This window comes from Sorangium sp. So ce176, from assembly GCF_051519835.1.
GTDB lineage: Bacteria > Myxococcota_A > Polyangia > Polyangiales > Polyangiaceae > Sorangium > Sorangium cellulosum_G.
On sequence record NZ_CP150371.1, the window covers coordinates 11,917,366 to 11,937,794 of the forward strand.

General features: G+C 71.0%; 18 protein-coding genes. 2 read left to right on the top strand and 16 right to left on the bottom strand.

Annotation, left to right across the window (positions count from 1 at the left end; all coding sequences use genetic code 11):
* Nucleotides 1-22 precede the first annotated feature (22 nt).
* A complete protein-coding gene (locus WMF42_RS44950) occupies nucleotides 23-835 on the bottom strand; it encodes a helix-turn-helix domain-containing protein (RefSeq protein WP_061608455.1) in 813 nt (270 codons plus the stop codon).
* Nucleotides 836-932: 97 nt separating this feature from the next.
* On the opposite strand from WMF42_RS44950, the gene WMF42_RS44955 reads away from it, so the two are divergent.
* Nucleotides 933-2,018, top strand: a complete 1,086-nt coding sequence (locus WMF42_RS44955) for a serine/threonine-protein kinase (protein ID WP_061608456.1) — start codon at nucleotides 933-935, stop codon at nucleotides 2,016-2,018.
* A gap of 52 nt (nucleotides 2,019-2,070) precedes the next feature.
* Nucleotides 2,071-3,423 (top strand): threonine synthase, encoded by a 1,353-nt coding sequence (thrC, locus tag WMF42_RS44960; protein ID WP_061608457.1) that lies wholly within the window; start codon nucleotides 2,071-2,073, stop codon nucleotides 3,421-3,423.
* A gap of 30 nt (nucleotides 3,424-3,453) precedes the next feature.
* Here thrC and WMF42_RS44965 read toward each other — a convergent pair whose 3' ends face one another.
* The 15 genes from WMF42_RS44965 to gspC form a co-directional block, all read right to left on the bottom strand.
* A complete protein-coding gene (locus tag WMF42_RS44965) occupies nucleotides 3,454-5,295 on the bottom strand; it encodes an STAS domain-containing protein (RefSeq protein ID WP_437689459.1) in 1,842 nt (613 codons plus the stop codon).
* A 30-nt stretch (nucleotides 5,296-5,325) separates the two neighbouring features.
* A complete protein-coding gene (gene gspN, locus WMF42_RS44970; protein ID WP_437689461.1) occupies nucleotides 5,326-6,627 on the bottom strand; it encodes a type II secretion system protein GspN in 1,302 nt (433 codons plus the stop codon).
* Nucleotides 6,624-7,223, bottom strand: coding sequence for a hypothetical protein (locus tag WMF42_RS44975; protein ID WP_437689463.1), 600 nt, complete (start codon nucleotides 7,221-7,223; stop codon nucleotides 6,624-6,626). The genes gspN and WMF42_RS44975 overlap by 4 nt, the downstream gene beginning before the upstream one ends.
* Nucleotides 7,220-8,737 carry a type IV pilus biogenesis protein PilM gene (gene pilM / locus WMF42_RS44980; protein ID WP_437689465.1) on the bottom strand — a complete coding sequence of 506 codons (1,518 nt, stop codon included), beginning with the start codon at nucleotides 8,735-8,737 and terminating at the stop codon, nucleotides 7,220-7,222. Before pilM ends, WMF42_RS44975 begins: the two co-directional genes overlap by 4 nt.
* Nucleotides 8,738-8,764: 27 nt before the next feature.
* Nucleotides 8,765-10,246, bottom strand: coding sequence for a general secretion pathway protein GspK (locus WMF42_RS44985; RefSeq protein ID WP_437689467.1), 1,482 nt, complete (start codon nucleotides 10,244-10,246; stop codon nucleotides 8,765-8,767).
* Nucleotides 10,243-10,968: a type II secretion system protein GspJ gene (locus WMF42_RS44990; protein ID WP_061608463.1), complete on the bottom strand. Its 726-nt coding sequence runs from the start codon at nucleotides 10,966-10,968 to the stop codon at nucleotides 10,243-10,245. Before WMF42_RS44990 ends, WMF42_RS44985 begins: the two co-directional genes overlap by 4 nt.
* A complete protein-coding gene (locus tag WMF42_RS44995; RefSeq protein WP_437689469.1) occupies nucleotides 10,965-11,624 on the bottom strand; it encodes a type IV pilus modification PilV family protein in 660 nt (219 codons plus the stop codon). The genes WMF42_RS44990 and WMF42_RS44995 overlap by 4 nt, the downstream gene beginning before the upstream one ends.
* A complete protein-coding gene (locus WMF42_RS45000) occupies nucleotides 11,624-12,322 on the bottom strand; it encodes a pilus assembly FimT family protein (protein WP_061608465.1) in 699 nt (232 codons plus the stop codon). Before WMF42_RS45000 ends, WMF42_RS44995 begins: the two co-directional genes overlap by 1 nt.
* A gap of 25 nt (nucleotides 12,323-12,347) precedes the next feature.
* Nucleotides 12,348-12,800, bottom strand: coding sequence for a type II secretion system protein (locus tag WMF42_RS45005; RefSeq protein ID WP_233561509.1), 453 nt, complete (start codon nucleotides 12,798-12,800; stop codon nucleotides 12,348-12,350).
* Between the two features lie 3 nt (nucleotides 12,801-12,803).
* Nucleotides 12,804-13,217: a type II secretion system protein GspG gene (locus WMF42_RS45010; RefSeq protein WP_437689472.1), complete on the bottom strand. Its 414-nt coding sequence runs from the start codon at nucleotides 13,215-13,217 to the stop codon at nucleotides 12,804-12,806.
* Nucleotides 13,218-13,224: 7 nt separating this feature from the next.
* Nucleotides 13,225-14,451, bottom strand: coding sequence for a type II secretion system inner membrane protein GspF (gene gspF, locus WMF42_RS45015; RefSeq protein ID WP_061608467.1), 1,227 nt, complete (start codon nucleotides 14,449-14,451; stop codon nucleotides 13,225-13,227).
* Nucleotides 14,452-14,459: 8 nt separating this feature from the next.
* A complete protein-coding gene (gene gspE / locus WMF42_RS45020; RefSeq protein WP_437689474.1) occupies nucleotides 14,460-16,232 on the bottom strand; it encodes a type II secretion system ATPase GspE in 1,773 nt (590 codons plus the stop codon).
* Nucleotides 16,229-18,856, bottom strand: a complete 2,628-nt coding sequence (gspD, locus tag WMF42_RS45025) for a type II secretion system secretin GspD (protein WP_437689476.1) — start codon at nucleotides 18,854-18,856, stop codon at nucleotides 16,229-16,231. Before gspD ends, gspE begins: the two co-directional genes overlap by 4 nt.
* Before the next feature lie 52 nt (nucleotides 18,857-18,908).
* Nucleotides 18,909-19,208, bottom strand: coding sequence for a hypothetical protein (locus WMF42_RS45030; protein WP_437689477.1), 300 nt, complete (start codon nucleotides 19,206-19,208; stop codon nucleotides 18,909-18,911).
* A 93-nt stretch (nucleotides 19,209-19,301) separates the two neighbouring features.
* Entirely contained in the window at nucleotides 19,302-20,285 is a 984-nt protein-coding gene (gene gspC / locus WMF42_RS45035; RefSeq protein ID WP_061607246.1) for a type II secretion system protein GspC, read from the bottom strand.
* Nucleotides 20,286-20,429 lie beyond the last annotated feature (144 nt).

The window sequence follows — 20,429 nt, forward strand, 5'->3', positions numbered from 1 at the left end:
GCGGTGCGCGCGCGGCGGGCGGCTACCTGTCGGCGCGGTACGCGCGCGGCGTGCAGCCGTAGCGCGCGCGGAACAGGCGAGCGAACCGCCCTGGCTCGCGGAAGCCGCACGCGAGCGCGATCTCGAGGACCGTGCCGTTCGACCGGCGGAGCCGGTCGGCCGCGTGCTGCAGGCGCACGGCGAGGAGGTGCTGGTACGGGCTCTCGCCGACCTGGGCGCGGAAGGCGCGCAGGAACGGAAACCGCGTCATGCCGGCCGCGGCGGCGAGGTCATCGACGCTGAGCGGGCGCTCGTACCCGGCCTCGATCGCCTTGAGCGCCCGGCGGATCCGCCGGTCGACGCGCGCCGGCGCGACCGCGGGCGAGGCGGGCCGCACGAGCCCGAACGCGAGCGCGTCGAGCAGCGCGGACAGGCCGGGATCCTCGGGGGCGAGCCCGCCCTCGACCTCCCGCACGATGAGGCGCATCAGCGAGGCGATGCGCTCGTCCGCGCCGAGGACGACCGCCTCGCCGGGCACGCGCGCGGTCGGGCCGAGGGCGTCGGCGGCCTCCGCGAGGACCTCCGGGCGCACGGTGAGCATGTGGCACGCCACGCTCCGCGCCTGCGGCGTGTGCTCGATCCCGGGCGGAACCACGACGCACGCGCCCTGCGCCCCGGCGAGGGCGCCCTTGCCGAGCTGGAAGTCGATACTGCCCCTCTCGACCCACGTCACCTCGACCCCGCCGTTCGCGTGGGTCGGACCGTGGATGACACGGGGCGCCGTCCACCGCCGGGAAACGAGGACCGCGCCCTGCGCGAGGCGCTTCAGCTCGGGGAGCGCGATGGCGAGAGGCACGGCCGGAATCTTACCGGATCGCGCGGGGAGATGCCGCCAGGCCAGCACAGGCCGGGCTTGCGTGTCCGGAGCGCGGGGCGCTATTCGATGCAGGGCCATGTTCTGCGCGCGCTGCCACCGGGAGTACGACGCGGGCCATCGGTTCTGCCCCTACGACGGCGCGGAGCTCGCCGAGGCGCGGCGCATCGAGCTGTTCCGGTTCAAGCCGACCCGGCTGCGGGGCGCCGTCCTCGGGCAGCGCTACGAGGTGCGCGGCTACCTCGGCAAGGGGGCGATGGCGCGCGTCTACCTCGCCGTGGAGCTCGAGACAGGGCAGCCCGTCGCGATCAAGGTCCTGGAGGCGTTCGCCGCCCGGGCGGAGCGGACGCGCGAGCGGTTCGTGCGCGAGGCGCAGAGCGCCGCCATCATCGGGCACCCGAACATCGTCCGGGTGCTCGACGCCGGCACGCGCGACGTCGACGGCGCGCCCTACCTCGTCATGGAGTACCTCTTCGGCGAGTCGCTCGGCGACTGGCTCCGGCGCGAGCGCCGCATGGACGCCGACCTCGCCATCCCGGTGCTGTCGCAGGCCGCGTCCGGGCTCGCCGCCGCGCACCGCGCCGGGATCATCCACCGCGACGTGAAGCCGGACAACATCTACCTCGTGGGCGCGCAGGGCGACCCGTACGCGGTCAAGGTGCTCGACTTCGGCCTGGCGAAGATGCAGGCCGCGGACCACATCACCGCGACCGGCACCGCGGTGGGCACCCTCGAGTACATGGCGCCCGAGCAGGTCGTGAGCGACAGGCCCGACGCCCGCACCGACGTCTACGGGCTCGGCGTGGTCATGTTCCGGACCTTCACCGGCGAGCTCCCGTTCCCGCGCTCGGAGCAGGCGGAGCTCCTCGCCCGGCAGCTCGTGACCCCGCCGCCCCGCCCCTCGGAGAAGCGCCGCGGCATCGACCCGCCGCTCGAGGCCGTGATCCTGAAGGCGATCCGGAAGCACCCCGAGAACCGCTATCCCTCGATGGAGGCGTTCGTCGAGGACCTCGAGCGGCTGGCCGGCGACCGCGACGGGCCGCTCTCGGCGGAAGAGCCGCTCCCGGAGCCGAACGACGTCTATGTTCCGCAGGGATCGTTTGCCAGGAACGCGGCGATCTACTTCTATAGGCGGCTCGGGATGGAAGCCCCACGCTTCGACTGATCAACACCACCTCCCGCGGGCGCTTCCCGCCACCCAGGAGATCCGTATTGCCATGGCCTACACTGCTGCATTCCGATGTCTGACCGGCTGTCCCGGGAGCTACCCGCTGACGCAGCCCCTGTATCGATGCCCCACCTGCGGCGGCCTGCTCGACGTCGCCCACGACATCGACGCGCTCCGGGACCGGAGCCCCGCCACGTGGATGAAGCTCTTCGACGAGCGCTACAAGCGCACGGTGTGGCCCTACGGCTCCGGGGTGTGGGGCAAGCGGGAGTGGGTCGCGCCCGAGGTGCCGGACGAGGCGATCGTGTCGATGGACGAGGGCGGCACCAACCTGTTCTGGGCGGACCGCTACGGCCGCTCGCTCGGGCTGGATGAGGTCTGGGTCAAGCTCTGCGGCAACAGCCATACGGGGTCGTTCAAGGACCTCGGGATGACGGTGCTCGTCTCGGTGGTGAACAAGGCGATCCGCGAGGGCCTCGAGGTGCGGGCGATCGCGTGCGCGTCGACGGGGGACACCTCGGCCTCGCTCGCCGCGTACGGCGCCGCGGCCGGCCTGCCCGTCGTCGTGCTGCTGCCGCGGGGCAAGGTGTCGATGGCGCAGCTCGTCCAGCCGATCGCGTCGGGGGCGCTGGTCCTGTCGCTCGACACCGACTTCGACGGCTGCATGGCCATCGTGCAGCGCCTCTCGGCCGACGGCGTTGTCTACCTGGCGAACTCGATGAACGCGCTGCGCCTCGAGGGCCAGAAGACCGTGGCCATCGAGATCGTGCAGCAGTTCGACTGGACGCTGCCCGACTGGGTCGTCCTGCCGAGCGGCAACCTCGGCAACGCCTACGCCCTCTACGCGGGCTTCAAGATGCTGAAGGACCTCGGCCTGACGACGCGCTTCCCGCGGCTGTGCGTGGCGCAGGCGGCGCGGGCCAACCCGCTCTACCGGGCGTGGTCCGAGGGGCGGAGCGAGGTCGTGCCGATGAAGGCGGGAGAGACGCTGGCGAGCGCGATCCAGATCGGCAACCCGGTGAGCGCGCCGCGGGCGATGATGGCGCTCCAGGCGATGAACGGGGTCGCGGAGGAGGTGACCGAGGACGAGCTCTGCGACGCGGCGGCGCGCGCCGACCGCACCGGGATGTACACCTGCCCGCACACGGCGGTCGCCCTCGCCGCGCTGGAGAAGCTCGTGAAGAAGGGCCTCGTGGAGAAGCGCCAGCGGGTCGTCGTTGTCTCGACGGCGAACGGCCTCAAGTTCACGGAATTCAAGGTGAAATACCACGAGCGCGCGCTCCCGGACGTGACGAGCCGGCACGCCAACCCGCCGGTCGAGCTGCCGCCCGACTACGACCGCGTCCTCGCCGCCCTCGACAGGCACGCCGCGCACGCCGCGCGAGCCGACAAGGATCGCTGAGCGCGCCCGATCGCCCCGCGCCCGCCGCCGCTACCTGCGCCTCGCGCGGCGCCGCCCGCGCTTGCCGCGGGCGGCCGCGGAGGTCATCGCGGAGGCGATGCCGTTTTGCAGGGTGTTGTGCGTGGCGATCCCGCTCATGTCGACGCCGAGCTCGACGAGCGTCCTGGCGACGTCGGGGCGCAGGCCCGTGATGATCACCTCCGACCCGAGCAGGCGCACCGCGACGGCGGCGCGCAGGAGCTCGTCGGCGCACTGGCCGTCGATCTGCGGCACCCCGGTGATGTCGAGGATCGCGGCGTGCGCGCGGCGGGACGCGACGCCGCGCACCAGCGTCTCCTGCACCCGGCGCACCCGCTGCGCGTCGAGCGCGCCGACGAGCGGCATCACGACGATGTCGTCGCTGATGGGGATGAGCGGGGTCGACAGCGCCGCGAGGATCTCGTTCTGCGCCCGGAGGGCCTCCTCCCGGGCGCGCCGCGCCTCGGCCTCCGCCTCGGCGCGCTTGCGCTCGGTGATGTCGCGCACGATCACGACCGCCTCGGCCTGGTCCCTGCCCGCGATCCGGACCTCGTACTCGCGCGTGCCGTCGCTCTGCTGCTCCTGGTACTCGAAGACGTGCGTCGCCTCGTCGGTGAGCGCGCGCGCCACGCGCTCGCTGATCTGCTCGGCCACGCGGGCAGGGAACACGTCGGAGACATGCCGGTGCAGGAAGTCCTCGGCGCAGAGCGTCGGCCGCGACTCCCTGGACGCCTTGAAGCCCAGGCAGGTGCCGTCGCTGCTGATCCGGAGGATCGTGTCGGGGATGGCGTCGAGGAGCGCGCGGTTGTTCGCCTCGCTCCGGCGCAGGGCGGCCTCGACGCGCTTGCTGCCGATGAAGTGACCGGCCTTGGCGGCGATGGCGAGCAGCACGTCGAGCAGCCTCGGGTCGGGCTCGCGCGGCTCGGCGTCCATGAGCTCCAGCACGGCCGCGACCTGCGCGTCGGCGCGGACCGCGATGGGGAGCTCGACCGCGAAGCGGAGGCCGGCTCCACGCGCCGCCTGCGCGCGCGGGTCGTCCTCGACGGCGTCGAGGTCGACGAACCAGCTCGGCTCACCCTGCGCGTGCGCGCGGCCGGGAAGCCCCGCGTCGCGGGCGAACCGGGCGCCCCGCGTCGCCGCCTCGAGCGCGGCCGCGTCGTCGGGCGCGGCGCTCCACGTGTGCTCGCAGCGCAGCCCGTCGCTCTCGTCGTCGCCGAGCCACAGGGCGCCGAACCGGAAGCCGAGCGTCTCCCCGAGCGCGCCGAGGAGGGCGAGGGCGCCCTCCGGCAGCGTGGTCGCCTCGACGAGGATCCTGGTCACCGTGTACTGCGCCGACACGTTGTAGTTGGCCTCGGCGAGGGCGCGGCGCTGGTTCCACTTCTCGGTGAGCGCGATGGCCATCTGCCGGACCTCGCTCGGGTCGAACGGCTTCGCGAGGATGAGCAGGTTGTCCGTGTGGCCGAACCGCGCGGAGATCTCCTCCCATGAATAATCCGAGTACGCCGAGCAGATGACGGCCTGGATGGCGCAGTCTTCCTTCCAGATGCGGGAGAGCGTCTCGAGGCCGCCCCACCCCGGCGGCATGCGCGCGTCCACGAAGACGAGGGCGTACGGGGCGCCGCGCTGCAGCGCCTCCCGGACCTTCTCCAGCCCCTCCGCCCCCTGGGTCGCGGACGTGAGCTCGAACCGCACGGGCGCCCGGCCGGGCGGCTCGCGGAGCAGCGCCGACTCGAGGCGATCGAAGGCCGAGGTCTCCGCGTCGCACCGGAGTATCCTCCGGAAATCGTCGTGGATGGCCGCGTTGTCGTCGATCAGCAGAATGCGCCGGTTCTGCTGCCGGCTGGGGTCCCGCATGGACGAGTCCTCGGAGCGTGAGGTGAGGCGCTACTCGACCGGAGGCGCGCCCTCGCCCTCGGCGGGTGGAGACGGCGTCGGCCGCGACCGCGGCTCGGGCGACTCGTCCTCGGTCGACGGCGGGGGCTGGATGGGCGGCGGCGGTGGGGGTGGGCTCCCCTGGTCGTCGCCGTCCCGCGCGGCGGGCTCCGAGGCGCCGGGCGACTGGGTCAACCCGGCGGGCTTCCGCGCTGTCGTGGTCGGGCTCGACCCCGGCGAGTCGCCCGGCTTGCTGCGGCCGCGCGCCGCCGGCGAGTCCGCGGCGTGCGGATCGAACCGCGGCCGCTTCAGCGCGCCGTGAATGTGCCAGCCGTAGAAGCCGTCGGCGCGCTTCGACCGCTTCATCTTGGGCTGCTGCATCTCGATCAGCCCGGGCATGTTCGAGCCCGGCGCGCCGAGCAGCGACTTCGTGAGATCGTTCTTCGACCGGTAGGCGTCGGTGAACTTGAAGCGGACGTAGAGATCCGCCGTGGAGTTGTTCCACGGCTCGCGCATGTTGACCTTGCCGTCGCCGTCGAGCTCGAGGTCCGAGCCGTTCGCTGTCATCTTCGTGATCTTGAGGACGCCCTCCTTCGCCTCCGCCGACAGGACGAGCTCGCCCAGCTTGGCCTCCGGGAGCGCGATGAGCCCCTGGATCTTCGTCTTGCCGTCGCCGACCGAGACCTCCTTGGCCGAGACCTCGAGCGTGCCGTTCGCCTTGTTGAACTTGCCCTCCGGCGCGTCGAGCTCGAGGGTCGCGCTCAGCGTGCCGGCGATGGGCAGGCCGAGGATGTCCCCGAGCGGACCCACCTTGGCGAGCTCCACGTCGGAGACCTCGACGTGCATGTCGCCGCCCGATTTGCCCATCGGGACCACGCCCTCGACCTCGCCGCCGAAAACGCTCGCCCAGAACGAGACCCGCATCCGCCCGATCAGGAGGGGGAGGATCTTCATCCGGGCGTGCGCCTCGTCGATCTCGACGACGCTCGGCTTCGGCGCGCCGTCCTTCGCGGCGTCGCCCGAGGTGAAGGCGGCGGCGCTCGTCCTGCTGCTCGATCCGGCCTCGTTCGGCGGCAGGATGAGGCGCACGCCCCGCATCTCCACCCCCGTGAACCAGTAGGCGTCGAGCTCGTCGATCTCGAGGCGCTGCGCCGGGCCGGAGCCCCGCTTCTGCTGCGCGCGGTCGAACTCGGCGATCAGCCGGTCCTTGAGCCGATCATAGGGGAACGTGAGGTAGCCGAAGAGCCCCAGACAGAAGAGGTAAAAGAGCGGATAGACGGCCCATTTCGCGATCTTGAGGAGGCGCTCTTTCACGGCTCTTCCTCCTCGACGTCGCCGGCGGGGGCCGCGATCGGCGCGGGGCTCGCCGGCTGGGGATCGCCCTTCCGGTCGAACGCGGAGATGCCGAGCTCCACCTCGTAGGAGTCCGGCTCCCCGGCGCGCGGCTTGAGGTTCAGCCGCGTCACCGCGACCGGGTGGCCCGAGCTCTCGACGCGCTCGAGCATCTTGGCGAGCCCGAGCATCCCGATCCGGTGCATCTTCACCACCGTGACGCGCTCGGTGTACTTCTTCCCGTGCGGGACGTCGGGGCGATCCTGCGACTCGGCCGCGGTGAGCCCCTGCTGCTTCGCCGCGTCCTCGATGAAGCCGGCGAGGGGCGGCGCGGGCCGCGCGTAGCGCGCGAGCAGGGCGTCCCGCTGCGCCTTTCGCTCGTTGACCTTCCCGGAGGCCTCGTAGATCGACTGCAGCAGATCGCGCATCTCCTGGTTCTCGGTGCGCTTGCTGGAGGCGACGCTCGCGAGCCCGATCGGCACGAGCAGGAGCACGCACACGGCCACGAAGCCGAGGAGGATGGTGAGGAGCCGGCGCTCGCGCGGCTCCAGCTTGTCGAGTCGCTCGCGGAGCGTCATCGCGATCCCTCCGGTTTGTCCGCCGCGCCCGCGGCGGCGCTGTCCACCGCATCAGCGGCGCCGGTCTTCTTCTTCTTCTTGTCCTCGCACTTGAGATCCAGCTCGAGGACGTACTTGTGCCTGCCCTCGGTGAACTGGCTCGTCCGCGAGATCTTCACGTCGCGGAAGCAGCGGTGTTCCTTCATGTGATCCGCGATGATCTGCGCGTCGGACACCGACGGGACCACGCCCTGGATGGTCGTGTGGCCGCGGTTCACGTCGAGCTCGAGGACGTCGTGGGTGATCTCCTTCGGCACCGCCTTCGAGAGCTGCACCATGACGTCGAAGGCGTCGACGCGGGGCATGGGGTCCTCGTCGGCCGCGCCGGGGCCCTGGTCGAGCAGCTCGCGGGCCTTCACGGGGTCGCTCGTCTCCTCGCCGAGCACGTCGCGGGACGCGGTCGCGAGCGAGGCGAGCAGGAGCTCCCGCTCCGCGTCGAGGGTGCGCATCTCCGCCACGACGGAGAACCCGAAGCTCAGCGCGATGACGGTGCCGAGGCCGGCGAGGATCGGGATCTTCTCGCGCAGGAACGGGTAGCTGCGCTCGGCCTCGAGCGCGCCCTTCCTGAGGTTGAACCCCTTGGTCTTCGGCGTGAGCCCGAGCGCGAGGCCGAGCGCCTTGGCGAAGCGGGGCAGCGCCGCAGCCTGCTCGGGCGTGAGCCCTTCGAGGCGAGGGGTCGGCAGCGGCAGGATGGTGAGGCCGAGCTGGGTCGACAGGAACAGCTCCGCGCCCTGTGCCGTCGCGCCGCCGCCGACGAGGTACAGCCCCGCGAGCGGCTCGCCGCCGAGGTTGCGCCACGCCGCGAGGGTCTGCCGGAGCTCGCGCGCGAGCGCCGGCGCCGTCCCGGGGAGGCCGGCCGTCCCCCGCGACAGCGTGCGGGCGAAGACGGGCTCTCCGCCGGAGAGGATCACGATCTCGGAGGTGAGGTAATCGAGGTCGAGGATCGCGATCGGCCCGCTCGCGCCGGCGGTGGGCGGCGCGGCGAGCTCCGGCATGACGGCCTCGAGGTTGGCGAGCGCCACCGCCCCGAGCGCGACGCGCTCCGGCTCGAAGCCGAGCGCCTCCTTCACGACGGCGATGCGCTCGCGCACGTCGTCCGCGCGCGCGACCGCGGCGAAGACGGGCAGCGTCTCGACGCCGTGCGGCCGCTTCAGCATGCGGTAGTCGAAGACCGCGTCCTCCATCTCGAACGGCACCGTGGCCTCGAGCTCGAAGCCGAGGATGTTCTCGACCTCCTTCTGCGCGGCCGCGGGCAGGTCGAGGCGGCGGTAGAACGACCGCTCCCCGGAGAGCGCGATCGCCGCGCCGTCGGGGCGGTGGAGCCCCACCGCGGCGCGGATCGCCTCGGCCTCGGAGACGCCGTCCGTGACGGCCACCTCGCCGAGCGCCTCGACGAAGACCCTCCTGTAGGCGGTGCGGATGAGCACCGCCCGCACCACGGATTTTCCAGCATCTATCCCGAGCAGCCTGTGCATATCCGCGCTTCTTCCCGGAGGGGTGTCCTATTCGATGCGATAGTAGACGATCGTACCGGCGGGGTTCGATCGGACCTGTTGTTCGTACGCATCCGGCGTCGCGGGGGAGATGGCCCCGTTGGAGCCGGGACGGCTGAGCTCGTTCGGGTTCGGCGTGACCTCCTCGAGCTTTCCTGCCCCCGTGAGATCGACGACCGCGTGGATGCGCACGCGCGTCTCGCGCTTGTTCCCCGGGACGATGCCATCGGCGTAGATGCTCAAGAAGCTGCTCCTGTTGCCGAGAAAACTCGAGGGCTTCGCCTTGAACTTGACGGGCTCGACGCCCATCGCCTTGAGCTGCTGCCCGATCATCGTTCCGAGCACCGAGGATTTGTCCTCTTTCTGCGTCATCGCGATCTCGAATTCCTTCACGGTGGGAAAGAGGAGCCCCCCGGTCAGGCTCTGCACGAGCGACGTCACGGTCAGGAACGACGCCATCTGGTTCGGATCGGTGCAGAGCGGCGTGGCCGGACGATCCACCACGTTGTCGTTGCACGTCAGCGCCCAGAGCGTCTGCGCGCTCGCGGAGATCACGTTCGTCTTTTGCTTGCGGCTCCCCCAGACGGTAAGGACCCTCTTGTCGGGGTTGCTCGGCTCGGGATCGACGAATGTCGCCCAGAAGTCGTCGCTCATGCCCCGGACGAGCCGTAGCTCTTCGACCGAGTCGTACGGGGCGTTCTTGCGCAGATACGGGAGGCCGACCGTCTGGTAGAAGCTGTCCTCGGCCCCGGTGGAGCTCGGTGCTTCCATCTTGAAATCGCAGTTGAATGTCTGGTCGCCTGGATCGGCCCAGTCGACGAGCGCGCTGCAGATGGTCATGCGGTCAGAGAACTGGCCGTCACCGTCGCGCTCCTCGAAGAGCGGATTGTATTGCTCGGGGGCGATGAGGCCGGAGAGCTGGCCTCCGACGATGAGCTGGTCCGAGACGGCTACATCGTCCGCAGCGCGGTTGATGTTGATCTTCGAGCCCTCGTCGACGACCTTGAGCTCGAAGCGGCCGCCGCCGGTGAGCCCCAGGTTCTTGCCCGCCGCGCTGCCCTCGCCCGCAGGCGCGGGCGGCGGCTCCACGCCGGGCTCGACGAGCTGCGCGTTGAAGGGGCCGAGGAACATGTCGGTGAACTTCCAGACCGGCACCTGGATGTTCTTCATGCCCATCATCCCGAGCATCGGCCCGAGCGCCGTGCTCACGCTCGGCTCGGCGGCGATCAGCATCCGCGACAGGTTCACGGCGCTCTTCGCGTAGTACTCGGCCCGGAGCGCGTCGCGATCGGCGAGCGCCGCCGAGAGCTCGGTGGAGGTCTCCTCCTGGAGCTCGGTCAGGAACACGGTGAGCACCGTGATCGCGCCGAGCACCATGACCAGCGCCACGCCCCGCCGGTCGCCCCGCGCCCGCAGGCGGCGGCGCGCGCGCCCGCCCGCCGCGGGGTGGGAGGCGCGCCTCCCGGCGTGATGGCGCCCGGGGCGGCTCATGGCGTCGTGTTCCCGAAGGCGATGGGCACCTGCATCGGGATAGGCACCTTCGTCTCGAACTTGATGGGCTCCCCGCCCGGCCCGCCGTTCAGGACCAGCGTCACCCACACCTGCGCGGGGAGCCGGTCGGGCTGCGCCGCCGGCTGCGTCGAGTCCCACGAGTCGGTCCACTCCCCGGTGATGGGATCGAGGTACTGGATGTTGAAGCTCTCGATGTCCTCGGCGAGCACGTTGACGATCCCGCCCCTCGTGGGCTCGGTATCGATGGTCTTCGCCTCGCGCCGCACGAGATCGAGCTTGTCGCGCTCGGGGTCGCGCGAGCCGAAATAGCCGATCTCGCACTGGTCCGACTCGTGGACGTTCCTGAGGAGCCTCCGGTGGGCGAACGCGGTGAAATCGATGCGATCGGCGGGCGACGCGTCCTCGCCCGTGAAGGCGGTGAGCCGCACCGCGACGTTCTTGTCGGCCGGCTGGTGCCGGGACAGAAAGGCCGCCTGGAGCTCGCGCGAGATGCGCGCGATCGCGCCGCGGCCCTGGTGGTAGCGGTCGCTCATCCGGGAGATGCCCGAGCGCGCCCGGCTCATGCCGTCGAAGGCCCCGTAGATGAGCGTCCCGATGAGGGCGAGGATCCCCACCGAGACGAGGACCTCGAGGAGCGTGATGCCGCCTGCGCGCCGGCGGCGCCGGCGCCCCGCGAGGGCGCTCGCGCGTCGCGCCGTCATGTTCCTCCCCCCTGTCCGCTGCCCTCGGCGCCCTGCTCGGGCTGGCCCATCTGGGGGATCGTGACCCACTGCACGAGCTCGAGCGCGTGCTCCCGCGCCCCTTGTTTCCAGGTCAGCTTGACCGTCACCCGCCGCGCGCTCGCCTCGAAGATGGGCTGGAGCGTCGGCGCGAGCATGTCGATGAACGGCTGCAGGAGCCCCGCGACCCCGCCCGCCGCACTGCCGCCCCCCGCGCCGCCGCCGGCGAACGACTGCGCGAGGTCGCCGAGCTCGCCGCTCGGCGGGGCGGTGCCGCTCGGCTCGCCCGGCTTGAACCCGAGCCCCTCCAGGCCGGTGTCGAGGTCCAGGTCGCCGTAGTTGGGCTCGGGCATCTCGGGCTTCTCGATGCGCCACTCGCACTTCACGTTGGGCGACTCGTCGCCCTCGCAGCACGGCCCGCTGTCGATCTCGTCGAGCGCCGGCAGGCCGTCCCTGGTGAGCCGCTCCTCGATCTCGGTCATCTTGCAGCGCGCGAGCCCGTTCGCGAAGCTGATGCTCCTCGCGTGCGCCGCGGCCGAGAAGGCGCCGGCCTGCGCCGACAGGATCGCCGTGAGGCCGAGGCCGAGGATGGCGACCGCCACCATGACCTCGAGCAGGGTGAAGCCGCGGGCGCGCATCAGAACCCCGTGTCCTCGCGCTCCGACTCCTCGGCGTCGTCGCGCGGCCTCGGCATGCTCGCCTTGCCCTTCTTGAGCTCCGTCTTGCCGGTCAGCGGCGAGACGAGCACCGTCATCACCGAGTCCTCGGTCTCCGCGCCGCCCAGGCTGAGCTGGATCGCGGCGCGCTCGGTCTGGCCGCCGGGCCAGAAATAAAGATAGGCCCGCCCCTCCGTCGCGGGCTCGTCCTGGTGCGCCGTCTCCACCTGGAGGAAGCGGACGCCGCTCGAGAGCTCCTTGCCGGCCCTGTCCTTCTCGGGGTTGAAGCCGTACGCCTTCGCCGGCGCGAACGAGGGCCGCGGCGCGCGCGGCCCCTTCAGGATCGCCTCGGCCTCCGCCACCGCCGCCCGCTCGGCCTCGGTGGCCGCGGCGGCCCCGCCGGTCCGGTCGTTCCTCTCGACGAAGAGCTCGCCCGTGGACTCCTCGAGCACGATCATCCGCTCCTCGAAATCGAAGACCAGCCGCACCGGCTTCGACTTCGCGTTCGCGTGCGCGTAGGCGACCCGGACGGCGCCCGCGAGCAGCGCGGCGCTCCGCTTCAGCCGCGCGCTCGTGACCGCGCCCATGCCGAGCATGACGGAGCCGCTGATGAGCGCGATCACCGTGACGGTGATCAGCACCTCGACAAGCGTGAGTCCCCTCGTGCGACGGCGTGTCATGAGCGCTCCTACGTCCAGCGCGGCGTTACATCTCCGCGATCTTGTTGAGCTCCGACTGCTTCATGTCGTCCCGGATGTCGTCCGGGGTGTTCTCTTTCCGGTCGTTGCCGGACGAGACGACATGAACCTCGTTGGTGGCCTCGTCGCACTTGATCTTGTACGGCTGGCCCCAGGGATCGTCCGTCTTGTTGCCGTCGATCTGCTTCGCGCTCACCAGCGTCTGGATTGTCGGGCACCCGTCGCTGCCCGCGCCGAGCTGCTGGTACTGCTCCGCGGCGCTCTTGATGATCGTCGCCCCGGTATAGGCGCTCTTGACGCGCGACTGCTTGAGCTTCGGCCACACCACGAGCGTGGCGCCGCCGGCGATGATCGCCATGATCGTCACCACGATCAGCACCTCGACCAGGGTCACGCCCCGCGAGAGCTTCCGGCCCAGCCGTCGAATCCTTCTTGCGCTGCTTGCTCTGTTCGTCTCCATCTCTCACTCCACCCTGTCAAGTCCGCCGATTTCGCCGTCCGGTCCGTCGCTCATCAGATCGTATCCCTCCGGATCCCTCCTGCTAGGGCAGGTGAGCCGGAGCGGCCTGCCCCACGCGTCGACCAGGTCGATCGCGAGATATCCCTCGCGCTTCAGCTCTTCCAGGGAGCCCGGGCACCGCCGCTCGTGATCGGCGCGGTACAGCGTGATCGCCCCGTGGACGACGGACAACGTGGCGCGGGTCGACCGAATTCCCACGAGCCGCCGCTCGCGCGCGCCGAGCAGCAGCAGCAGGACCGCCATCGCGAGGCCGGCGGCGAAGGGCTTCGCGCGCGCCACGCCGCTCCGCCGGAACAGCCCGCCGGCGCGCTCCCAGGGGAAGAAGATCGTGCTCTCTCGCTGCCTGCGGCGTCCCATGAGCCACCTACCCGACGAAGCTCGACATCTGGATGAGCGGCATGAGGATCGAGATCGCGATGAACGCGACAGCGCCGCCCATGATGACGATCATGAGCGGCTCGAGCAGGCTGGTGAGCACCTGGACGCGGGTCTCCACGGCGGCGTCATAGGCGTTGGCGACGTTCTCCAGCATCGACTCGAGCTGCCCGCTCTTCTCGCCGATGGCGATCATGTGGGTGACCATCGGCGGGAACCGCCCGCTGCGCTTCAGCGGATCGGCGATGCTCTGGCCCTCGCGGATCGACCCGATGGCGTCGATGACGACCTTCTCCAGGGCGGCGTTGCCGAGCACGCTCCGCACGATGTCCATGGCGCTGAGGAGCGCGACGCCCGACGAGAGCAGCGTCGCGAGCGTCCGGGCGAAGCGCGCGATGGAGAGCATCTGGATGAGCTTGCCGAAGATCGGCGCCTGCAGCACGAACGTGTCCCACCGGAGGCGCCCCTTCGGCGTCCGCACCCAGCGGCGGAACCCGTAGATCGCGCCGGCGAGCGCGATCAGCACGAGCCACCAGTAGCTCGCGGCGAACTCCGACGTGCCGATGAGCGCCGCGGTGTACCAGGGCAGCGCCTGGTCCATCGACGCGAAGATGCCCGTCACGTTCGGCACGACCGCGATCATGAGCACGGAGATGAGCCCGATGCCGATGAGCGCCATCAGCGCCGGGTAGGCGAGCGCCGCGGTCACCTTGCCCACGAGCTTCGCCTGGTTCTCCATGAAGGTGGTCAGGCGGGTCAGCACGCCCTCGAGCGTGCCGGAGGCCTCGCCGGCGCGCACCATGCTCACGTAGAGGGGCGGGAAGACGGAGGGGTGCGCCTCCAGGGCCTTCGCGAAGCTCGTGCCCTCGCGCACCTGCTCGCGCACCTGCGTGAGCACCTTCTTCAGCGACTCCTTCTCGACCTGCTCGATGAGCGCGTTGAGCGACTCGAAGAGCGGGATGCCGGCGCCGATGAGCGTCGCGAGCTGGCGGGTCATCACGGCGACCTCGGACGTCGAGGGGCGGCCCGCGAAGGCGAGGATCTTGATGTCGCGCTTCGCCTTCGCCTTCGCGGCCTGCTCCTCGGTCGCGCCGGTGAGCATGATGCCGTCCTTGCGCAGGGCGGCGCGCAGGGCCTTCGCGTTCTCCGCGTCGCGGACCCCTTTGACCGGCTTGCCGGTGCCGACGAGGATGCCTTTGTATTCGAATACCGCCACGGCCTTCCCTACTCGTCGACGATGACGTCTTCCTGGGTCGCCGCGAGCACCTCCTCGACGGTGGTGGTGCCCTGGAGCACCTTGCGCGCCCCGTCGTCACGGAGCGTATCCATCCCCTGGGAGATGGCGACCCGCTTGATGGTCTGCGCGTCCGCGCTCTTCAGGATGAGCGGGCCCACCGCGTCGTCGATGATCATCAGCTCGTAGATGCCCCGCCGGCCGATGAACCCCTTCTGGTTGCAGGCGTCGCAGCCCCCGGGTTTGTAGAACACGGCCCGGTCGATGTCCTGCCCGATGTAGGCGTATTTCTGTCCGTGCACGCCGTACCGGTTGGAGAACTTCCGCCGGGCTTTCCAGGCGAGCCGGTCCTGGTCGAGGCCGAGCTGCTGGAGCTCGTAGTCGGAGGGGCGGTAGGCGACCTTGCAGGTCGGGCAGAGCAGGCGCACGAGGCGCTGGGCGAGGATGCCGATCACGCTGCTCCGCACGAGGAACGGCTCGATCTCCATCTCGACGAGGCGCGTCACGGCGCCGGCCGCGTCGTTCGTGTGGATGGTCGAGAGCACGAGGTGGCCGGTGAGCGACGCGTGGATGGCGATCTCGGCCGTCTCCTTGTCGCGGATCTCGCCGACCATGATCACGTCCGGGTCCTGCCGGAGGAAGGCGCGCAGCGCCGAGGCGAAGGTGAGCCCGATCCCGGGGTGGACGTGGATCTGATGAATGCCGCCGATCTCGTACTCGACCGGGTCCTCGGCCGTGAGGATGTTCCGGCTCGGCTCGTTGATCCGGTTGAGGCAGGCGTAGAGCGTGGTCGTCTTGCCGCTGCCGGTCGGGCCGGTGACGAGGATGATGCCGTCCGGCCGCTGGATGAGCCCGTCCATCAGGGCGTACTCGCGCGGCGCGAAGCCGAGGTCGTCGAGCCCGAGCAGGACCGAGGCCTTGTGCAGGATGCGCATCACGATCCGCTCGAAGCCGCGGCTCGTCGGCACCGTGGAGACGCGGATATCGACGCTCTTGCCCGCGATCTTGAGGGTGATGCGGCCGTCCTGCGGGAGCCGCTTCTCGGCGATGTTCAGCGACGCCATGATCTTCACGCGCGCGATGATCGGCGCCATGAACTGCTTCGAGGCGCGCTTCGCGACGTAGAGCTCGCCGTCGATCCGGTAGCGGACGACGACGTCGCGCTCCTCGGGCTCGATGTGGATGTCGCTCGCGCGCTCGCGGACGGCCTGCGCGAAGAGGCCGTTGACCCAGGCGATGATCGGGGCGTCGTCGTCCGAGTCGATGATGTCGACGAGGTTGTCCTCCTCGAGCGCCGCCTCGCCCTCGAGCTTCGCCCCGCCGTCCTCCTTCTTCTCCCAGATGCGGTTGATCGCGTTCAGCACGGCGTCGCTCGTCGCGACGGCGATCTCGACCGGCTTGCCGAACAGCGCCCGCACGTCGTCGATCGCGGTCGTGTCGAGGGGGTCGGCGGTCGCGCAGTAGACGACCCCGTCGTGCTCGGCGAGCGGCAGGATCTTGTGCTGCTTGGCGTAGGTGATCGGCACCCGGCTCGCGAGCTCGAGCGGCACCGCGTCGATGTCGATGCGCTGGAGGAAGCCGACCTCGCACTCCTCCGCGAGCGCCTTCGCGATGCTCGCCTCGTCGGCGATGTTGGACGAGACGATGAGGTCCGCGAGCGGCTGACCGCGCTCGCGGACTGTGTCGTAGAGCGGCGCGAGCCGCTCCGCGGGGACGACGCCCCGGCGGACCAGGATCTCGCCGAGATACTGCTGCGTGCTCATTCGACGCGCTCCATCTGCCGCCCGCCGATCGGTCGCCGCGAGGGCCGCGCCGGCGGCGCGGCCCCGTTCGGCGGCGGGGGCGGGGGCGCGTCGCCGTCCATCTCCATACCAGGGGCCATCGGCCCGCCGGCGCTCTTGCCGCCGAAGACCGGCAGCCCCACCGGCTCCACCGGCGTGTGCTCCCGCGGCACCTTCGGCCGCGCCTCCTCCTCGAGCCGCGCGCGCTCCTCCTCGGTCAGGATCGACTGCCGGATGTCCTCGACGAGCCCGTTCGACCGGCCGAAGTCGCGCGGCGGCTCCCACGCGGCGCTGTCGCTGAAGACGAAATAGCGGTCGATGAACTCCTGCCGCTCCTGCATCTTGCGCTCGAAGATGGCCCGGAGGTCCTCCTGGTCGCGGATGACGTAGGGCGTCAGCACGAGGAGCAGGTTCGTCTTCGTCTTGGTCCTGACCCGCTGCCGGAAGAGGAACCCGAGCACCGGGATGTCGCCGAGCACCGGGATCTTCGTCTCCGAGGTCGTCGTGCCGTCGCGCACGAGGCCGCCGATCACCACGGTCTGCTGGTCCCGGACGACGAGGGTGGTGCTCGCTGTGCGCTTGTTGATGGGGATCGCGCCGAGCGCGCCCTCGAGGGGGGCGCCGGCGTCGGAGATCTCCTCGGTGAGCTCCAGCCGCACCTGGTCCGAGTCGTTGACGTGAGGGATGACCTTGATCTTCGTGCCGACGTCCTGGCGCGCGGCGGCGCCGCCGAGGCCGCCGAGCAGGCCGCCGAGCCCGCCGAGCCCGCCGAGCGCGCCCGCGGCCCCCGCGCCGCCCGCCAGGCTCGCGAGCTGGTTGAGCCCGCCGCCGCCCACGTTGGTCTGGAGCGGGATGTTCTGGCCGATCGAGATCTCGGCCGGCACGTTGTCGGTCGCGAGGATGTGCGGCGTCGCGAGCACGTTGGAGTCGCCGTCCTGGGCCAGCGCGTGGAGGACGACGCCGAACGCGGGGATCGACAGGCCCGTCCCGAAGATGTTGTTCGAGCCCGGGATCTCGGCGCCCCGGACGCCGAGCGCGAGCGCGCCGAGCTGCGACGGCAAGCCGCCGACCGAGGGCACGACGTTGTTGCCGCCGTAGACGAGGCCCTGGCCCTGCGCGGTGTCGAACGGCGCGCCGGCGTGGTAGCCGATGCCGAAATCGAGCGAACGGTTGACGTTCACGTCCATGATCACGGCCTCGATGAACACCTGCCGCCGCGGCTCGTCGAGCTGGTCGATCACGGCGCGGAGCTGGGCGTAATCGTGGGGGGACGAGGTGATGAGGAGCTTGTTGCTCGCCTCGTCGCAGGTGACCTTCACCTGGCCCTCGAAGATGTCGTCGGTCGAGCCGGGCACCGCGGGGGCGTTGCGCGCGGCCCCCCGGCCGCCCACGGCCGCGCCGCCGCCGCCGGTGTTGCCGCCGAGCACCTGGTTCAGGGTCGCCGACAGCTCCTTGCAGCCGGCGTGCTGGAGCGAGAGCACGTGGACCTGCCCCTCGCCCGACTGCGGCACGTCGAGGCGCTTCAGGATGCCGAGGACGCGCAGGTAGTCCGGCTCGGAGGCGGTGATGATGAGCGAGTTGGTCCTGTCGTCCGCGATGATGCGCGCGCCGGTGCCGCCGGCGCCGGCGCCGCCCCGGCCGGGCCTGCCGCCGGCGCCGCCCGCCGCCCTCGGGTCCACGATCTCGTTCAGCTTCGTCGCGACCTCGGCCGCGGAGCCGTAGTGCACCGGCTGCACCCAGAGCTGATCGCCCGCGCCGCCGACGTCGATCTCCTCGACGATGCGGAGCATGCGCTGGATGTTCGATCCGGTGTCCGTGATGATGAGCAGGTTGCCGGGCGGGTAGACGGTGACGTCGCCGTCCTTCGACTTGAACTTGGTCAGGACGCCGCCCGCGTCGTTGGCGTCGATATGGGACAGCCGGTAGAGGCGGGTGACGAACCGGTCCTCCGTGGGCACGGGCGCGGCGGCGCCGTACACGGGGGTCGTCTCCGACACGGCGCCGGGCGTCTCGACGATCTTGAGGAAGCGGCCGTGAGGGATGACGGTGAGGTCGTTCGAGGCGAGGATCGACAGGAACGCGCTGTACGCCTCGGCGACGGTCACCTTCTCCGGCGCGTACACCGTGGCCTTGATCTGCCGGAGCTTGCCGCCGTAGATGAAGCGGCGTCCGGTGATGTTGCTGATCGCCTTGACCAGCTCCGGGAGGTCGGCCTCGTCGAGGTTGAAGCTGACCTTGTAGCCGCCGGGCTTCGGCTTGAACTCGATCTCCTGGACGCCTTGCTTCACCCCGGCGAGCGGATCGTCTCCGGCGTCGCCCGCGGCGCCCGCGGCGCCTGCCGCACCCGCGGCGCCCGGCGCGCCCGGGGCTGCTGCGCCTGCGCCCGCGCCCGCGCCCGCGGCGCCCGCGGCCGCCGCGCCGGAGGGGATCCCGGGGCGGCCCTGGGCCGGCGCGCTCTGGCCAGGGGTCCGCAGCACGGGGGCGTTGCGGTTCGCGGGCTGCGCTGCGGCGGGCGGGGCCGCCGCGGCGAGCACGAGCGCCGCCACCGGCGCGGCGAGGAGCCTCCTCCGGAGGCAGCGGGGTCGCTCGAGGGTCGTCATCACCATCAGTCGGCTCGATATTCTCTGCGTGGGTTGATAAGGGGGGAGGCGGCGCCGCTCAGTCGGCGCTCGGCGCGCTCGGCGCGCTCGGCGCGCTCTCGCGCTCGGCCGGCGAGGGGGGCCGCGGCCGCTTCGAGCGGGATGTCTTGCCCAGGGCGGTCTTGCTCGTCCCGGCGGCGGCCTCGCTGTCGGCCTCCTCCGTCGCTTCCGCCGTGGATCCATCGGCGTTGCGGGGCGGCAGGACGGTCCTCGCCACCGACACGAGGAGAAGGCTCATGACCCCGACGAACGCGAGAGAGCCGAGGACGAACGTGCCGACATACAACAGCGTCCGTCGGAGCAGGCTCCCTTCGTTCAATCTCCCTATCCATCGCGCCATGCCGCTACCCTGGTTTCGTCTTGTCTCGTCCGGTGTCGCCTGCTGCAGTCCCCGAGGTTCAGTCCGGAGCGCTCACTTGATGTTGAAGTCGATGTTCATCGGCTTTCCCTTGCGGTTGATCGTCACCGTGAGCCTGTCCGCCGTCCGGAGCCGCGCATAGGCCTCGAGGGCCTTCTGCGGATCGCTCATCTCGAACCCGTTGATGCTGGACAGCCGATCTCCGTTCTCCAGGCCGAGCGTCCCGAGCAGCGAGTCCGGTCGAATTCCGAACATACGGATGCCGACCACCTTGTCGCCCTCCTTCTCGGGGACGATGCGCGCCGAGCGCATCAGCTCGCCCTGGTTCTCCAGGATGGCGTCGACCGCGCTGCGCTCCACGTTGAACTCCGTCTCGCTCACCCGCTGGATCTTCGAGGCGATCTCCGGCGGGACCTTCTTGCCGCCGCGGGCGGCCGCCTTCGCCGTCGACGCCGTGGGCGGCGGCGCCGTCGCGGGCGCCGGCGAGGCGCTGGCCCGCGCGCCGGCGTTGTTGCCGCCCACGATGGCCTGGCAGCGCGCGCTGCCGGAGGTCAGCCAGACCCGATCCCACCCCACGTAGTAAACGGTCTGCCCGGCGATCTCATCCCCTTGCCGCCGCAAGATCGCCTTGCCGTCCGAGCCGCTCATGGCCGCGAACGACCACTCCGGATCCTCGGCCTGCGTGATGAGCAGGACGCGGGCGCCGTCGCACGACGGATCGGCGTACGGGTCCTTGTTGGCCATCTCCTGCTGGATGTTCGGGAGCTCGACGGGCTTGCCGTCGAGCGGCCCCGTCACCGAGTCGAACGGGTTCCGCGAGAGGATCGGCCCGGCGTTCGTCGCGTGGTCCGCGCTCGCGGTCGACCCGAACGCCCCCGGGCGCGCCGGGGGGCGCGGCGGCGGCGGCGGCGGCGCGTCGACCGCGACGCTGGAGGCCACGAGCTGACCCATGCCCGACGCCTGGAAATAGGCGGCGAGCGCGATCAACACGCCCAGCACCCAGGGAAAATACCGCTTCAGGATCGCGTCGATGCCCATGCGCCCATGCTCCTCTAGGCGAGTTCCATGCCAGTGGTCAATCTTCGGCAGCTCTCGCCATTTTCACAGAATTGCGGAAGCTGCCCCGCCAAGGTGACGCACCCGCGGCGCGCCGGACGGCCTCGCCTTGCCAAAGTGACAAAT

Coding starts and splice junctions, on each gene's coding strand:
- pilM (WP_437689465.1), bottom strand. CDS start 8,737: ATGCACAGGCTGCTCGGGATAGATGCTGGAAAATCCGTGGTGCGGGCG.
- thrC (WP_061608457.1), top strand. CDS start 2,071: ATGGCCTACACTGCTGCATTCCGATGTCTGACCGGCTGTCCCGGGAGC.
- gspC (WP_061607246.1), bottom strand. CDS start 20,285: ATGGGCATCGACGCGATCCTGAAGCGGTATTTTCCCTGGGTGCTGGGC.
- WMF42_RS45005 (WP_233561509.1), bottom strand. CDS start 12,800: ATGGAGACGAACAGAGCAAGCAGCGCAAGAAGGATTCGACGGCTGGGC.
- WMF42_RS44965 (WP_437689459.1), bottom strand. CDS start 5,295: ATGCGGGACCCCAGCCGGCAGCAGAACCGGCGCATTCTGCTGATCGAC.
- WMF42_RS44985 (WP_437689467.1), bottom strand. CDS start 10,246: ATGAGCCGCCCCGGGCGCCATCACGCCGGGAGGCGCGCCTCCCACCCC.
- WMF42_RS45010 (WP_437689472.1), bottom strand. CDS start 13,217: ATGGGACGCCGCAGGCAGCGAGAGAGCACGATCTTCTTCCCCTGGGAG.
- WMF42_RS44955 (WP_061608456.1), top strand. CDS start 933: ATGTTCTGCGCGCGCTGCCACCGGGAGTACGACGCGGGCCATCGGTTC.
- WMF42_RS45000 (WP_061608465.1), bottom strand. CDS start 12,322: ATGACACGCCGTCGCACGAGGGGACTCACGCTTGTCGAGGTGCTGATC.
- gspE (WP_437689474.1), bottom strand. CDS start 16,232: ATGAGCACGCAGCAGTATCTCGGCGAGATCCTGGTCCGCCGGGGCGTC.
- WMF42_RS44975 (WP_437689463.1), bottom strand. CDS start 7,223: ATGACGCTCCGCGAGCGACTCGACAAGCTGGAGCCGCGCGAGCGCCGG.
- gspD (WP_437689476.1), bottom strand. CDS start 18,856: ATGGTGATGACGACCCTCGAGCGACCCCGCTGCCTCCGGAGGAGGCTC.
- WMF42_RS44990 (WP_061608463.1), bottom strand. CDS start 10,968: ATGACGGCGCGACGCGCGAGCGCCCTCGCGGGGCGCCGGCGCCGCCGG.
- WMF42_RS44995 (WP_437689469.1), bottom strand. CDS start 11,624: ATGCGCGCCCGCGGCTTCACCCTGCTCGAGGTCATGGTGGCGGTCGCC.